Source organism: Leisingera aquaemixtae (assembly GCF_019801145.1).
GTDB lineage: Bacteria > Pseudomonadota > Alphaproteobacteria > Rhodobacterales > Rhodobacteraceae > Leisingera > Leisingera aquaemixtae_A.
In genome coordinates this window covers 429,805-444,855 of sequence record NZ_JAHVJQ010000002.1, presented here as the reverse complement: position 1 = coordinate 444,855, position 15,051 = coordinate 429,805, and the positions used below count along the sequence as shown (strand labels likewise).

General features: G+C 59.9%; 15 protein-coding genes. 5 read left to right on the top strand and 10 right to left on the bottom strand.

The features are described 5' to 3' along the window. Positions 1-57: 57 nt before the first annotated feature. From KUW17_RS06685 to fliL, 5 genes are all read right to left on the bottom strand, one after another. Positions 58-2,520 carry a hypothetical protein gene (locus tag KUW17_RS06685; protein ID WP_222477047.1) on the bottom strand — a complete coding sequence of 821 codons (2,463 nt, stop codon included), beginning with the start codon at positions 2,518-2,520 and terminating at the stop codon, positions 58-60. Next, the gene (gene motA / locus KUW17_RS06680; RefSeq protein ID WP_222477046.1) at positions 2,517-3,386 is read right to left on the bottom strand and encodes a flagellar motor stator protein MotA; all 870 of its coding nucleotides are present in this window, start codon (positions 3,384-3,386) and stop codon (positions 2,517-2,519) included. The genes KUW17_RS06685 and motA overlap by 4 nt, the downstream gene beginning before the upstream one ends. A gap of 78 nt (positions 3,387-3,464) precedes the next feature. Beyond that, complete coding sequence (locus tag KUW17_RS06675) at positions 3,465-4,079, bottom strand: MotE family protein (protein WP_222477042.1); 615 nt, start codon at positions 4,077-4,079, stop codon at positions 3,465-3,467. Continuing rightward, entirely contained in the window at positions 4,079-4,525 is a 447-nt protein-coding gene (locus tag KUW17_RS06670) for a hypothetical protein (protein ID WP_222477041.1), read from the bottom strand. Before KUW17_RS06670 ends, KUW17_RS06675 begins: the two co-directional genes overlap by 1 nt. A 9-nt stretch (positions 4,526-4,534) precedes the next feature. Then, positions 4,535-5,059, bottom strand: a complete 525-nt coding sequence (gene fliL / locus KUW17_RS06665; protein ID WP_222477587.1) for a flagellar basal body-associated protein FliL — start codon at positions 5,057-5,059, stop codon at positions 4,535-4,537. A gap of 119 nt (positions 5,060-5,178) precedes the next feature. Here fliL and fliF point away from each other — a divergent pair, with 119 nt between their 5' ends. Genes fliF through fliP form a run of 4 tightly spaced genes read left to right on the top strand, consistent with a single transcriptional unit; the run spans position 5,179 to position 8,477 of the window. Beyond that, positions 5,179-6,849, top strand: a complete 1,671-nt coding sequence (gene fliF, locus KUW17_RS06660; RefSeq protein WP_222477039.1) for a flagellar basal-body MS-ring/collar protein FliF — start codon at positions 5,179-5,181, stop codon at positions 6,847-6,849. Next, positions 6,849-7,448: an ABC transporter ATP-binding protein gene (locus KUW17_RS06655; RefSeq protein WP_222477037.1), complete on the top strand. Its 600-nt coding sequence runs from the start codon at positions 6,849-6,851 to the stop codon at positions 7,446-7,448. Before fliF ends, KUW17_RS06655 begins: the two co-directional genes overlap by 1 nt. After that, positions 7,441-7,737 carry a FliM/FliN family flagellar motor switch protein gene (locus KUW17_RS06650; RefSeq protein ID WP_222477035.1) on the top strand — a complete coding sequence of 99 codons (297 nt, stop codon included), beginning with the start codon at positions 7,441-7,443 and terminating at the stop codon, positions 7,735-7,737. The genes KUW17_RS06655 and KUW17_RS06650 overlap by 8 nt, the downstream gene beginning before the upstream one ends. After that, positions 7,734-8,477 (top strand): flagellar type III secretion system pore protein FliP, encoded by a 744-nt coding sequence (fliP, locus tag KUW17_RS06645; protein ID WP_222477030.1) that lies wholly within the window; start codon positions 7,734-7,736, stop codon positions 8,475-8,477. The genes KUW17_RS06650 and fliP overlap by 4 nt, the downstream gene beginning before the upstream one ends. A gap of 396 nt (positions 8,478-8,873) precedes the next feature. On the opposite strand, the gene KUW17_RS06640 is transcribed toward fliP, so the two are convergent. From KUW17_RS06640 to KUW17_RS06620, 5 genes are all read right to left on the bottom strand, one after another. Continuing rightward, positions 8,874-9,980: a flagellar basal body P-ring protein FlgI gene (locus KUW17_RS06640; RefSeq protein ID WP_222477026.1), complete on the bottom strand. Its 1,107-nt coding sequence runs from the start codon at positions 9,978-9,980 to the stop codon at positions 8,874-8,876. Continuing rightward, complete coding sequence (locus KUW17_RS06635) at positions 9,977-10,984, bottom strand: flagellin (protein WP_222477024.1); 1,008 nt, start codon at positions 10,982-10,984, stop codon at positions 9,977-9,979. Before KUW17_RS06635 ends, KUW17_RS06640 begins: the two co-directional genes overlap by 4 nt. 3 nt (positions 10,985-10,987) lie before the next feature. Further along, positions 10,988-12,436, bottom strand: coding sequence for a flagellar hook-associated protein FlgK (gene flgK, locus KUW17_RS06630; protein ID WP_222477020.1), 1,449 nt, complete (start codon positions 12,434-12,436; stop codon positions 10,988-10,990). 47 nt (positions 12,437-12,483) lie between these two features. Next, positions 12,484-13,791 (bottom strand): flagellar hook protein FlgE, encoded by a 1,308-nt coding sequence (locus KUW17_RS06625; RefSeq protein WP_222477019.1) that lies wholly within the window; start codon positions 13,789-13,791, stop codon positions 12,484-12,486. A 125-nt stretch (positions 13,792-13,916) separates the two neighbouring features. Beyond that, a complete protein-coding gene (locus tag KUW17_RS06620) occupies positions 13,917-14,750 on the bottom strand; it encodes a flagellar motor protein MotB (protein WP_222477017.1) in 834 nt (277 codons plus the stop codon). On the opposite strand from KUW17_RS06620, the gene KUW17_RS06615 reads away from it, so the two are divergent. Next, on the top strand, positions 14,749-15,009 hold the full coding sequence (locus tag KUW17_RS06615) for a hypothetical protein (protein WP_222477014.1): 261 nt from the start codon (positions 14,749-14,751) through the stop codon (positions 15,007-15,009). The genes KUW17_RS06620 and KUW17_RS06615 overlap by 2 nt on opposite strands. Positions 15,010-15,051: the final 42 nt, after the last annotated feature.

Genomic DNA, 15,051 nt, shown 5'->3' with positions numbered 1-15,051 from the left:
GGGGACCAAGGCCGCCTTGAGACAAGGCGGCCTACAAGCCGTGCATCCCTGTTCAGGTCACTGGCTTACCTCAGGATTTCCGCGTCCTGTGCCCACTTGGTTCAGCAGTTCTGCTATGCCGCCTCGCGTACCTGCACTGCTTTCGACCAGCGCCCGCGCGTGGGCCAAAGGCGCTAGTCCTTCGGGGTCTTTGGCGGTTTCACCGATTTGCGTTGTGACCGAAGCAACCGCTCCGAACGCCGCACCGGAATCTGCCCCGATGGCCTCAATTGCCCCCAGGTTCTCGGAATGCCAAAAACCCCGGGCAGCCGCGTCCGCGTCATCTTCGGCCAGCAGGTATTCCCCGGCCCGGCCGAATTCACCGTTGCGCCACAATGCTTGCGCACGCATGCGGTTGGCTTCTGACCCTTCCAGCCCCATGAGCTCAACCAGCGCCCGGTGCGGCCTGTCCTGGCCCAGGGCAGCTTCAGCCATCAGCAGGCGTCGGGTTTCGTTCTCAGGCTCAAGAGCAAGTTTGGTAAGCAGGTCCTGAGCTTGTCTCGCAAAGCCCAGGTTCAGCAGCCTGCGCGCTACCTGCGCGGCCACGGGTGCTGCCTCAGCCGGGGTCGCCTGCGCGGAAAAAACCAGCGCGTACTGCAGGAACGTCACATCATCGGCTCGTTCTGCCAGCAGCAGCATTAGCGGTTCCAGGGCTGCTGCCCGCGCTTTCGGCCCGTCCCTGTCGCTCACGCTGTTCAGTTCCCTGAAGGCACCGTGAAACTCCCCCATCAGTGCCAGCGAGGCAACGTGGGCGCGGCGCAGTTCCGCGCCAAGTTCCGTGTCGCGGTGCTCCAGCTCGTAAGAGGCGATCAGGTCCGGCACATCAGGCGAAAGCGCCTTGCGTTCTTTGACGCTTAGAGCCACCAGATCAATCAGCGCTGCGGGAGCATTCCCGGTCCTCTCCGCGACTTCGCTGGTCAGTTCCTCGGCCATCTTTTCGGTGTCGCCTTCCAATTCGGCGATTGCTGCTTCGGCCAGATTGATCTCAGGGACGTCTTCCACCCCGGTCCGGTCCACTGAACGCAGCACAGCTTCGGCAACGTGGTGCTCTCCGGCGTCGGCAAACATCGTGCTGATCTTGGGGCCAAAATGCACCCTCAAATGCGGCGGCAGCTTGGAAAACGTCTGCTGGATGGCATCGGTATTGGCGCTTTTCTTGATCACTCCATCGGCCAATGCACCCCAGAACGCGCTGTCGCTCTCACAGCCTTGCTGCCCGGAGAGCGCATGATTGACCGGCAATGCGGTGCCATCCATCAGCAATGCCATCGTCCCCAGCAAAGCGACTTCGGGTTCATTGCGCTGTTCTGGCGGCAAAATTGTCATAATCGAACGCGCTTCAGCCCCGAAGCTGAAATAAAGGTAGAGCCGCGCAAGAGCATAGACACTAGCCGGATTCACGTCATCGAATTCATGCACCAGGGCATTGCGCAGAGGTGCCAGCTGATCCGCAAACGGGCTTTCATTGCCCCAGGACTGAATCGCGACGTCGCGGTCCGGAAGACAGTGGGACGCCTCGCCGCGGTTGCCAGACGAGGCCGCAACCAGCCCGGTCTCACGGTCGATCGCTGAGGTGACAGAAATATGCGCAAGCGGGTTCAGGGGCCTGTCCGCTGCGCCAAGCGGGTCAAGTCCGGCAGCCCTGCCGGCATCCGCCAGCCCTTCTTCAGCAACATTCAAAAGACCCTGGCTCGCTGCCCGGCCGATCTGCTGCAGCAACCGCTGCTCGGATTCGTTTACCGTCGCAGCACGTTCGGTTTCTTCCATATCGATAAGAAAATCGGTTTCAGGAATTTCGAGGACCGTCTTCTCTGTCTGGACATCCGCCTCCAATGCAGGCTGGCTGCCGTCCGTCTTCAGGCCTGGCTCTGCAGCCTCGGCCAACGGTTCATCCGCAGCGCCAGATTCGGTTTCCGCAATTGCCGGCTCAGTCTCTAGCTGCGGCTGAACCGTTTGGGACCGCCCCTGCTGGCCGGCCAGTGCCGCTGCCAGCTCCAGCGCCAGCCTTGCATCTGTTTCGGCCGACTGAGGAAAATTGAACCGGTAGCCGGTCTGCGGCAGCGGGGTTGTGAGGGGCAGAACATTTCCCGCAAATGTACGCTGCTGTTTTCCGCCCGGCCGGCCCCCATCGCGGATATCGACCACCAGATAACCGTCTTCCTGCACATAGGAGGTGACGGTGCAATCGCATCCCAACTGCAGCCTCAACGGCTGGCCAGGGCCGTTTTGCGCCAGTGATTGAAGCCTGGTCCGGGGGATCAGATTAAAAACCCGCGACGTGTCGAAAACCGCTTCCGGCGCACCGATGTTCACCGTCGCCGTCATTCCGCTTTGTGTCAGCGACCAATCTGCGCCTTGCGGCAGCCGCATCACCAGACGCGTGAACCCCTTATGCTCGCCCGAGCGGGTCACAATCGTCTGCGCCTGGGCAGCGCCTGCCGTCAGAAGAACGGCTGCAGTGGCAAATGCTCGCCAGATCATGCTGCGTCCTGTTTCACCGATTTGAGGGCTTCTTCAAGTTCCGAGAAGCCGGGACGGAAGTGCGAGGGAGTATTCTGGCGCCCGACCTCGATACAGATGGCCGCCGCATGATTGTGCAGGTTGGCCACCAGCACCTCACGGATCAGCTGATAGAAATGGGCATCCTCTTCGACCACGGCCTTCACCTTGCCCGCAAAGGGTGCAACCAGGCCGTAAGACAAGAAAACGCCCAGGAAAGTACCCACCAGCGCGCCGCCAATCAGCTTGCCGAGAACTTCAGGCGGCTGGTCGATCGATCCCATGGTCTTGATAACCCCCAGAACCGCGGCGACGATCCCCAGTGCAGGCAGGCCATCGGCCATCGTCTGCAGGGCGTGGCTGGAGTGCAGAGCGTGGTGCAGGTTGGCTTCCATCCGCTTTTCCAGAACTTCCTCAACTTGGTGCGGGTCATCGTAGTTCATAGAGGCTGAGCGCATGGTGTCGCAGATCAGGTTCACCGCTTCCTTGTCGGCCAGAATTTTGGGGTACTTGTTGAAGACAGAGGAGTTTTCCGGGTCTTCGATATGCTGCTCCACCTCGACAGGGTTGGCCCGGGCAATGCGAATCAGCGCAAACAGCAGGCAGAGAAGATCACGGTAGTCATCCGGCTTCCACTTGGGGCCTTTGAACACCTTTCCGATGTCCTTGAGCGTGTGTTTGACACCACCCATATCGTTGGCAATCAGGAAGGCCCCGACAGCTGCCCCGCCAATCATCATCATCTCAAACGGCAGCGACTTCAGGATGATCGCCATCTTGCCGCCGGCCAGAAGGTATCCGCCGAACACCATGGCAAAGATCACCACAATGCCTACAATCCCGATCATAGGTCCACTCCGAATTCCGTTGGTTTTTATAAGATTAGGCGAGTCTTCCTAAGGAATGACTAAGCCGCCGCGCCCAAGTTACTCCGTGGGCACGGATCCGTTGCGCCCTGCCAGAACCACGCTGATGGTATAGGCGGCTTCGGGGCTGAGCCCGGCCATGATTCCCGCCGCGGCCTCAGGCTGCATCCGGGCCAGAAACCCCGCCGCAAAGGCCGGGTCCATTTCCTCGAACAGCGCCGACGCTTCCTTGGGTTTCATCTGCTCGTAAACTGTCGTCAGCCGGGTCACATCGGCCTCGGTTGCGCCATCCGCCAGCGCCAGCGTCGCGCGCAGCTCTTCCTCTGCCTGCTCCAGCGCGGCGAGTTTTTTGTCAATAGCCTGGTCCGCAATTTCCAGCGCTTTCATGCGGTCCTGGATCTCCGCTTCGCGGGCAGCCAATTCCTGCTCCCGCTGCTGAAACGCAGCCAGCATGGTCTGCAGCTCCGCGGACGAAGGCATCGCATCCCGGAGCGGCTCGCCTTTGTGTGCAGGAGAGTCGCCGCCAGTCTCTTGCAGGCTGGCGACCTCACGGGCAATTGCCGGCCCCGCCTCAAGCCCAAGCCGCACCGCCGCGGAGCCCATCAGCAGCACCGCCAGCATCGTCAGCGTGCCGCTGCGCCGGAAGCGCCTGGTTTTCTTAGCCGCCTTCGCCATCACGCCACCCGGTTCTGGCTGCGGTTGTGGCGCACAAACATCAGACCGGAAGACTTGGGCTCTTCCTGCGGCTCGTCAGCAGGCTGCGGACCAGCCTCGTAAGCAGCCGCCATCTCCGCGTCTTCCGCTGCCGCCGGAGCGGGCGCTGCCGCAGTGCCGGCCTCCGGAATGTCGTGCATGGAAGCCATCATCAGCTCCAGCCGCTGAGCCACCGATTCGGCGCGCCCGGTCAGCTGCTGCAAAGCCTTGCTGGATCCGTCGGAAACATGCTGCGCCGATTGCAGCGACTTGTTCAGATCGTCCACTTGCGCAGACAGCACAGCAACCGCCCCGCCCACGCCTTTTTCCAGGTCATTGAACCGCTTCAGCCGGCGCGACAGCACCAGACAGTAGAATCCGGCGCCCAGCGCTCCGGCTGCAAGCAGGATATCAGCAATAATGTCCATCCTGTCCTCCTAGTTCAGTACGAAATCCATGATCAGCAGATCACGCACCCGGCCCTGGCCGGTGGCAATGTTGATCCGCCGCAGCATCTGCGCTCTCAGTTTCGGCAGTGCCATCGGATCGGAAAGATCCTCAAGCTCCAATGCTCTCAGGTAGCTGTTCAGGACATCGACAACCCGCGGGAGGATTTTTTCAACCTCGGCCTGGTGCTCCAGGCCGACCTCAAGTTGTGCTCGGAACCGCAAATGCTTCAAACCGCTGGCTTTGCGCAGGGTAATCAGAATCGGGTCCATTTCGATAAAGGCAAGATTGGCGATATCCTCCGCCGTCTCACCACTGTCCACGCCTTCTGGCGCCGCTTCGGCCGCGGGCACCGGTTCTGGCGCCGCTTTCTGACCAAAGGGAAGAAGGCCTGACTGAACGGCAAAGAATCCGCCGCCCGCGCCCGCCAGTGCCAGCACTGCCCCGATAATCAGGGGCAGTTTGCTTTTCTTGGCCTGGGCTTGTGCTTCGATATCTACTGCAGCGTCTGTCATGGCTATCCCTAAAACGTCGTGCAGCATCTTCATAACCTGCGAGGAACTAACCGAATGTTAAGGGCGATCCGTCAAAACGGTTGCAGACCGGAGAGAACGCCGGTGCGACGGAGGTTAATGTGCAGCAGATCAAGAATGTCTGGGCAGAAATGGACATGCGAAAGCGCCTGATTGCCGTGGGGGCCACGGTGATCATGATTCTCAGCGTGATCGCGATGTCCCATGTGGCAAGCAAGCCAACAATGACACTGCTTTATGCCGGGCTGGAAAGCGGCTCGGCCGGAGATGTGGTGCGGGCGCTGGAACAGCGCGGCACGCAATTTGAAGTGCGCGGCGGTTCAATCTACGTGCCGTCCACCCAGCGGGACGAACTACGGATGACCCTGGCCAGCGAAGGCCTGCCCGCCAACGGGGGCAAGGGCTATGAGCTGCTCGATTCGCTCAGCGGGTTCGGCACCACCTCGCAGATGTTCGACGCCGCCTACTGGCGCGCCAAGGAAGGCGAATTGGCCCGTACTATTGTCGCCAGCCCGCATGTGAGCCAGGCACGGGTGCATATCGCCAATACCGGTTCGAATCCCTTTCAGCGTTCTGTGGAACCAACGGCATCCGTCTCCATCGTGCCAATGGGATCGCCCATCACGCCGCCGCAGGCCAATGCCATCCGCTTTCTGGTTTCGTCCGCAGTCACCGGCCTAGCGGTGGACAACGTGGCCGTGATTGATGCCAATGGCGCCTTGATCGGCTCCACGGACGCAGCTGCGGCAGCCGGGGCCGGGACAGATGACCGTTCTCAGACGCTTCGCGAACGCGTCCTGCGTCTGGTCGAAGCCCGAGTCGGCCAGGGCAATGCAGTTGTCGAAGTGAGCGTGGAAACCGTCACCGACACCGAATCGATCCGCGAAAAACGGGTGGATCCGAAAAGCCGCGTCGCTGTCAGCACCGATGTAGAAGAGCGCGCCGATTCCTCTACCAACCAGTCCGGCGAAGTGACCGTAGCCTCAAACATTCCGGACGGTGATGCCGCCTCCGGCCAGGGCACCAAGGCCAATACCAGCGCAACCCGGGAACGGATCAACTATGAGATCTCGGAAACCGAAAAGGAAATCCTGCGCGGTCCGGGCGCCATTAAGCGCCTGACCGTGGCGGTCCTGATCAACGGCACCGAAACCACAAATGATGCAGGCGAAACCGTTTTCCAGCCCCGGCCCGAGGATGAGCTGGATGCCATGCGGGAACTGATTTCCGCTGCGGTTGGCTACGACGCGGACCGCGGGGACGTCATTACCCTCAAGTCGATGGAACTGCCCGCGGTTGAGCCGCAGGGATCAGTGGCAACTGCTTCCTTCATGGACAACTTGAACTTCGATGCCATGTCGCTGGTTCAGATAGCAGCACTGGCCGTTGTCAGCCTGATCCTGGGTCTCTTCGTGGTGCGGCCGATTCTGTCGAACCAAGCCGCTCCGGCGGCGGCATTGCCTGCGCCGGACCAAAATGGGCTGCCGGGTCTGCCAGGCATGGACGGCGGCGGTTTCATGACAGCGCCTGACCTCGGTGCAGGGCTCGCACTGGATGGTGAAATCCAAAACAATGAAACTGGTCAGTTCGAACCGCTGGGCGGCCTGCCGGCCATGGGAACCGGTGACATGATGGGCGCCGCGGGCCTGCCGGCTCTGGGCGGCGGGATGGATGATCCTGTTGACCGCCTGCGCAGCCTGATTGGCGAACGCCAGGAAGAAACCGTCCAGATCCTGCGCGGCTGGCTGGAAGAGAATAAGGAGCAGGCCTGATGACAATTGCACATTTGCTGGAAGATTTCGGAATGAAAACTCTGGTGGAACCCGCCTTGCCTGCGGTGTCCGAGGAAGTGCTGGAAGAACAGCGCCTTGCATCCTTCGAGAACGGCTACAGCGCCGGCTGGGACGATGCGGTAGCTGCCAAGGACCAGGAAAACATCCGGATTTCCGCCGAGCTTGCCAGTTCCCTCGAAGACCTCAGCTTCACGTTCCACGAAGCGCAAAGCCAGTTGCTCGATTCGCTGGACCCGATGTTCAAGGTCCTGACCAGCGCCGTACTGCCGGATGCAATGGCAGCCTCCTTTGGGCATCACATTGTCGATCAGCTGGCGGAAATGGCCAAAGGCCAGACTGACCAGCCGATGCAGATCGTGGTCTCCCCTGGCGAAGCCGCTGCGGTGCGAAGCCTCCTGCCGGAGAATTTTTCCGTGCCTGTGACCGTGCGGGAAGACAGCGTCCTGACTCCGGGGCAAGCCTACCTGAGCGTCGGCAGTACCGAATGCGAAATCAATTGCGACGCTCTGCTTGAATCGATTCAAGACTCGATTGAGGCCTTTACCTACCACGCAAATGAGGACAGCCAGTATGGATGATGCTGCCGATCTGAACCTTAAATCCGCCGATGCGGGCAATCCCTTTGTTTCGGTTCCCGTAGAGGTGACTGTCTCCGTCGGCAAAGCCCGGCCGCTGATCCGCGATCTGGTCAGCCTGGGTGAGAACGCTGTCCTGACCTTGGACAAGCGGGTCGAAGACCCCGTGGATCTCTATGTCGGCGACCGGCTGGTCGCGCGCGGCCAGCTCGAAGAACTGGAAGGCGACCAGGCGGGTCAGCTTGCCGTGCGCCTGACGGAAATCGCCGATCTGCAAAGCGGGTTGGGATGATACACACAACTTTTGTGCGGGCGGCTCTGGTTTCAGCGCTCCTGCTGGCCTTGCCGCACACCGCCCTGGCTCAAGAATTGAGTCTTTCACTGGCAGACGGGCAGTCGATCTCGGCCCGCTCAATCCAGCTGATTCTGCTGATTACCGTGCTCAGCCTGGCTCCCGGCCTGCTGATCATGATCACCTGCTTCCCGTTTCTGGTGACGGTTCTGTCGATCCTGCGTCAGGGCATCGGCCTGCAGCAGGCGCCGCCAAACATGCTGATTATCAGCCTGGCGCTGTTTCTGACGTATTTCGTGATGGAACCGGTTTTCACTGAGGCCTGGGCCACCGGGATCAACCCTCTGCTGGAAGAGCAGTTGGAACCAGGGGAAGCCATCACCCGCAGCCTGGATCCGTTTCGCGCCTTCATGGCCAACCGGCTGGATCCCGACACTTTCTATGCGATTGCAGATCTCAGACCCGAGACCCAGGGCCTGGACCCGGTCCCTGAAGCACCGCTGTCAGCACTGATTCCCAGCTTTCTGCTGTCGGAAATCGCACGCGCGTTTCAGATCGGCTTTCTGGTTTTCCTGCCGTTCCTGGTGATCGACCTCGTTGTGGCAGCGATTCTCATGTCGATGGGGATGATGATGGTGCCGCCCGCTATTGTGTCCTTGCCGTTCAAACTGGCGTTCTTTGTCGTTGCTGACGGCTGGAGCCTGATCGCCACCGCGCTGGTGCGCAGTTACTATCCCTGACTCAGCTGCTTCACGCTGAAACAAGCCGGGCATTCAAGGTGCCCGGTTTTTTTTGCAAGCTGGGCCCGTCTACCCCTTCTGGCAAATGATTGCCATCAATCCGTCGGCAATGCAGTCAGTTCCGGCAATATGCTGGGTGCTGCCTGCTCAGGAACCAGCGCTGCAGGCCGCAACGGATAAACGCCCCTTATCACTTGCCGGAATGGGACACTGCACAGCCGCCACTCCACCTGTCCCCCTCCGGCCGCTCACTTCATCATCAGAACCTTGAGGCGTTCAGGTGTTTGGTCTCTGATTTGACGATCCGGCCAAAGGCCGCAGGGTACGATTTTCCGAAACAGAAAGCCCCGGCCATTGCACGCAAGGCCGGGGCAGCTTTCTTTTCTGCAGGTCGCTTCAGCGGACCACGAACTCCGCGTGCAGGGCTCCCGCCGCCTTCAAGCTCTTGAGTATGTCGATCATGTCCCGCGGCGACACGCCAAGGGCGTTCAGACCTGCCACAACTTCAGACAGCGACGTGGTCTCAGGAACTTCTGCCAGCTGAATGCCTTCCTCTTCTTCGATGGCGGCACCGGTGCGCGGAACGACAACCGATTCACCATCAGCAAAAGGGTTCGGCTGCACAACCAGCGGGGTCTCTTCGATCCGCAGAGTAAGATTGCCCTGAGCCACGGCCACGCGGGAGATCCGCACGTCACTGCCCATCACAATTGTGCCTGAGCGCTGATCGACCACCACCCGCGCCTTGCGCTGGGGCTCCACCAGAATGTTCTCGATCCGGCCCACGGCATGAGCCGTCGAGCGCGTGTTGGTCCGGCGGATATCAACCTCAACTGTGCCGGAATCCCGCATCAGGGCGACATTGCTGCCGAACTCGGCGTTGATGGCCCGTTCGATCCGCCCGGCAGTCGTGAAATCAGGCTCCCGCAGCGCCAGCCGCATGGAGCTGAGCGAGGCCAGATCAAAATCAATCTCCCGCTCAACGCGGGCGCCGGACGGGATCACCCCCGCCGTCGGCACCCCTTGGGTCACAACAGCTGCATCCCCCTCGGCAACGGCGCCGCCAGCGAGGATGGTGCCCTGTGCAACCGCATAGATCTGCCCGTCAGCTGCATTGAGGGGGGTCATGATCAAGGTGCCGCCCAGCAGGCTTTTGGAGTCGCCGATAGCAGATACTGTCACATCAATGGTGCTGCCAACCCGGGCAAAGGGCGGCAGAGTCGCAGTGACAAAAACCGCGGCAACATTCTTGGGACGGAACTGCTCGCCGGTCACGTTGACCCCCAGCCGCTCAAGGATGTTGGACATGATTTCTTCGGTGAAGGGCGAATTCCGCAACCCGTCACCCGTGCCGTCCAAACCAACGACCAGGCCATAGCCAACCAGGTCGTTGCCGCGCACGCCGTCGAATTCCACCAGATCCTTCAGGCGGATTGTATTGGCCTGAGCCACTGCCGGCAGCAGGAACAGGCACGAGATGAGAAGACGAAGAATTCCAATCATGAGATGTACTTCAGCAGGGAAAGCTGCGAGCTGCGCGCGGTGACCGTGTAAAGGCCTTCGAGCTGTGTTTGCGCTTCCTGCAGCCGGGTGTAGGTTTCATATGGGTCTGCAGAGACCAGGTTGTTCTTGACGATGCTCAGGCTGGTTTTGGAGGCCTCGTTGCGGGCGTTGATCGCGTCCAGGCGCCCCTCGACAAAGCCAACATCGGCCTGCACCTTGATCAGCCGGTCTTCGCTTTCGGTCAGCTCGCTGCTGGCCTCGATGACCAGATCGATCTTCACGTCGTCGTTCAATCCGAGGCCGGGCTCATCGGCCAGCGCCGTGATGACATAGCTTTGCAGCGTATGCTTGAGGTTGTCGTCATTGGCTTGAATGCCCAAAGAGACCTGTTCCCCCTCGCCCACGGTCACGGGCTGCAGGGCTGTGGCGGAGCCTTGGTACATGACCGCATCAAAGCCAGCCGGGTCGTCAAACCAGTCCTTGACCGCTTGGATGATGTCATTGCTTGTCGTAAGCCCTGACACTTCGGTGAGGATCGCAGTCATCAGAGTGCCGGAATCATTCAGCGGCTTGGTATCCGTTGCGGTCCCGGCAAAAATTGTGCGCCCGCCAACAGACGTGTTCATAAGGTTGACGGCACTCTCCATTTTTTGCTTAGCTTGGCTGCCGAACTGTTCGGCGTTGTAAACATCCATTGCCGGCGACAGCCTCAGGATATCATTGCGCAGAGCCTGCACCTGGCTTTGAACCTTTTCTAAGCTGCCCTGGACCGTGGTTGCAAACAGCTGCACCTCGCCATTTGTAACCATATAGCTGTCGAGCCGGTTCAGAGTGCTTTCCAGATCTGCTAGATAGGTGAAATCACCGCCAAGCCGCTCGGTCAGGTTGGAGGTTTTACCTGTGGCAAACTCTTCGGAAAGCGTGGTGACGTTCTCCTTCAGATCCGCATTGCGGCCGCGGAGAAAGAGGTGCTGCGCCATATCGCCGTAAGAATTAATAATCATGCGTCAGATCCTCAGAAGTGTTTCCATAAGCTCATCCACGACAGAGATGACCCGGGCGTTGGCGGCATAGAATTTCTCCACCAGCATCAGGTTTTGCAGCTCGGCGTCCGTATCGACACCCAGCGCCAGTTCTGCCTGGCTTAGCTCGTTAAAACTGGTAGCCGCGAAGGTTGATGCGCGGGATGCGGTTTCGTTGTCCTGTGCAAACCGGGACAGCAGATTTGCGCTCAGGGTGCCTGCAGTCAAATCCGATGTGCCCAGACCAACCGACGATACCGTGCGCGTGGTGTTCAGCGCATCGGTATAGCTCTGCAAAAGGCTGGAATCACCCGGATCGCCTGGCGCAGCAGCATAAAGACCGTCGCGGAACCGCCATGTCTCTGCGCTTCCGGTTAGGGACACCAGGTCATTCAATTCAATCCTGTTTGCGATCCCGACAGTATTTGCAGCATCGAAAAAGCCGCCGTCATCGGTGAAGATACCGGCATCGGTGACCCCGATCGTGCCATCCAGTGCCGGATCCTGGAACCGTTCGATCAGATCCCGCGCCATCGCATCCAGGTCTTCCTGGGCCTCCACTGCGGTGACATCCCGGATCTCAAATTGCGCAGTCAGAGTGCCGCCGCGCAGCGGGCCCTCCGGACCGGTGTCGATCACCCTGCCGTTGACTTCCAGCCCAGAGAGCATTCCATTGCCGAGCGTCATATGCGGCATGATATCCCGCGACGGCGAGAAGCTCAGCTCCGACGCCTTGCCATCCAGCAGCATCACACCGCCCGCCGAGTACAGTGTCACCTGGCCGTTATCACGCCGGACAACGTTGACGGGAATGATTTCATTCACTTGGTCGATCAGCTGATCCCGCTGATCGTGCATGGAAACAGCATCCATGCCGCCCGCCTCCACGACCATGATGCGTGCATTCAGCTTTTCGATCTCTTTCAAGGCCTGGTTGACGGTGTCGACCTGGCTGTTGATTGCGCTGTCGGCGTTGATCCGCAGATCACGCAGCCCCTCGGCTGCACGCGAAATCGATTCCGCAAGGGAATCCGCCTTGACTGACAGGTCGTTGAGCCGGGGTTGTGAATCCGGGCGCGACACGACTTCGATCAGCGATGACTCGAAATTTGATAGTTGCGCTGCCAAGGACATCTCGTCATCCACGGTGCCAACCAGGCTGGACATCCTTTCAAAGAAGTCCGCTTGGATCTTGGCGGCGCCGAAATCCGCCTCGGCGACCCTGCGGTTGGAAATTACCACCGGATCGTTAAGCCGCTGAACATGCCCTACCTGGACACCGGGAACACCAACGCCCGGGCTGTTCAGATCCAAAACCCGGCGCGTGTACCCGGGCGTCAGGGCATTGGCGAGGTTCTCGGAAACGATCTGCGAAGACCGGCTGGCCGCAGTCAGGCCGCTCATCGCGCTGTTTAGGGCGGAATAAATAGACATGTTCAGCCTGCTTTCATGAAGGCAGTGTCAGGGGGCCATCAAGCGCCTTAGCGCTTGATGTTGGTGGTTTCCTGCAGCATTTCGTCAACGGTCTGGATGACCTTCGCGTTGGACGAATAGGCCCGCTGGGTCTGGATCATGTCGGTCAGCTCGGTTGCCACGTCGACAGCCGATTCCTCTTGGGCATAGCCCAGGATTTCACCGGTCGGGCCGTCGCCGGCATCCCACAGGTAGAACGCTCCGGAATCATCCGTCGGCTTGTAGGTTTGGGAATCCAAAGCCTGCATGCCGTTCAGGTTCGACACATCCGCCAGCGGAACCTTGTAGATGACCTTGGTGTCGCCGGAGTCATACTTGGCAATGACTTCCCCGGATTCGTTGATTTCCACCGAAACAAAGGAACCAACCGCGGTGCCGTCCTTCACGGTTGTGCCCGGAACGAATTCATCGCCCAGCTGGCTCATCCCGTTCTGCTCGCCGATAACGCCGATATTGATCTCGATTGGTCCGCCTGCGACGTTGATGGTGACCGAGCCTGCCGTCGCGTCATAGGCGCCGCCGGTCACGGTGGCCACGCTTTGCAATGTGCCGGCGGTGGACGCACTGTCGTCGAAGGTCAGAGTGTATTCGCCGATCACCGTGGCGCCGGTTGCCGAATCGACAATCTGCATCGTCCATTCATTGGTGCCGGTGGTTGCCGGCGGGGTCGCCACGCTTGGTGTGTAGGTGATCGCCAGTTCTTCGGAGCGGCCCATATTGTCATAGTATTGAACAACATGTTCCACCGGAGCCCCGGTGGCGCCAGGATCAGTTTCGGAGGCCGGCAGGTTCGCGGTCAGGCTGATCTCGGTTGTCGGCTCCGCCGAAAGGCGGTTCAGGTCGATGTGGACCGGCTCCAGCGAATTGCTGGTGTCACGTGCAGCATCCGGCACAGTACCATCCGCAAGCGCTGGAAAGCCCATCAGAACCAGGCCGGATTCGGTCGACAAGTAGCCGTTCGAATCGGTACGGAACGACCCGGTAGAAGTCAGCAGCATCGACGGGTTGCCGCCGGCCTCCACCTCGGTGATCGAGGCCACCGGCAGCATTCCGCGGCCGCGTACCGCCAGATCGGTTGCATTGTTGGTCGAGACCAGCGGCCCGCGTTCGTCAATCAGTCGCACATTGGTGGTGCGCACCCCGCCCGCCGAATAGGTGCCGCCAGAACCGGACAAGACCATGGAATGGAAATCTGTCTGAACCCGCTTGTAGCCGCGGGTCGAGGAGTTGGCGATGTTGTCGGAGATGGAAGCCAACCGGCTGGCGTTGGCGCTCAATCCTGAAACGCCCGCGTTCAGCGACGAAGAAATGGTCATAGCACGCCTTTCTGCTGCATCTAATCATTCTGATGCAACAGCTAGCGCAGCAGCCATTAACGGGCGGCTAACAGATCAAAAATGACGTATCTGCCAGCCGCACGTTGTGCGTTTTCAGCGGTTTATTAGCGAAGCAGGATGATTTCGATCCGGTCATTGCGGGCCGCCATTGGATTTTTAGCAGCGAGCTTGCGGTCAGCATGGCCGGTCACACGGTGAATCCTGGCTGCTGCCAAGCCTCCCGATTCGAGCAGCTTTCGGGTTTCATCCGCACGGTCATGGGACAGTTCCCAAACCGGATTCTTCGCCAGCACGACCGGATGCGAGCGGATATGGCCGCCCACAGCAATGTTGTTGGTCACGCCCTCGGATACACGCGCAATCATCCGGACCAGATCCCTGTACAAAGCAGTCGGATTCGCCTGCCCGTCTTCGAACAGCGGCACGTCTTCGGTGGCAAACAGCTCGATTATCAGCCCTTCGTCGGTGACGCGGGTCACAATGTGGCGGGCCATCGCGGTGGACACCATGCTCTCTCCGCCGCGGCCGGACAGCTGTTCCTCAATCGCTCGGAACTTGTCGTCATCCTGATCCCGCTTGTGGTCGGATTCAACCCCCGTGTCACCCTGCGCCTTCTGGGCATCTGCCGGATTGATATCCGTTGCGCCGGTGCCGGATTTTGGCTGGATATCCTCGGTGAACATGCTGTCCCCCTGGAAGGCACCATTGCCGCCGCCTGAGATCCGGCTCAGCGGAATCGATGGCGAGAAATAATCCGCCAGACCCTTGCGTTGTTTTTCCGTCGTCGCGTTCAGCAGCCACATCAGCATAAAGAAGGCCATCATCGCGGTCACGAAGTCGGCATAAGCCACTTTCCACGCGCCGCCGTGATGGCCATCGCCACCACTGACTTTTTTCTTTTTGATGATAATGGGCGCCACATTGCTCTGTGCGCTCATGTTCACCACCACTATTTTCACCCATTCCCGGGATAGCAGGCGGCACGTTAAGCCCGGCTTAACAGTTAAATTTGCCGGCAGTTCCTGCGACGACAAGCACATCTCCACAACGGCCTGCCGCGAACTGCCGGCAGCGCTGCAGCACTGGACCCGTAATCCTTCCAGCCACTTGCCTCGGCATCGGGAAAGCTTGTCAAAGGTTGATCAAGAGCAGTTTAACATGGCGTCGCCAGGCAAATTGGACCAGCACGGCACATGAGAAATCAAATGCTGATCCGAAGAGACCGATAGGCCCGTAGCC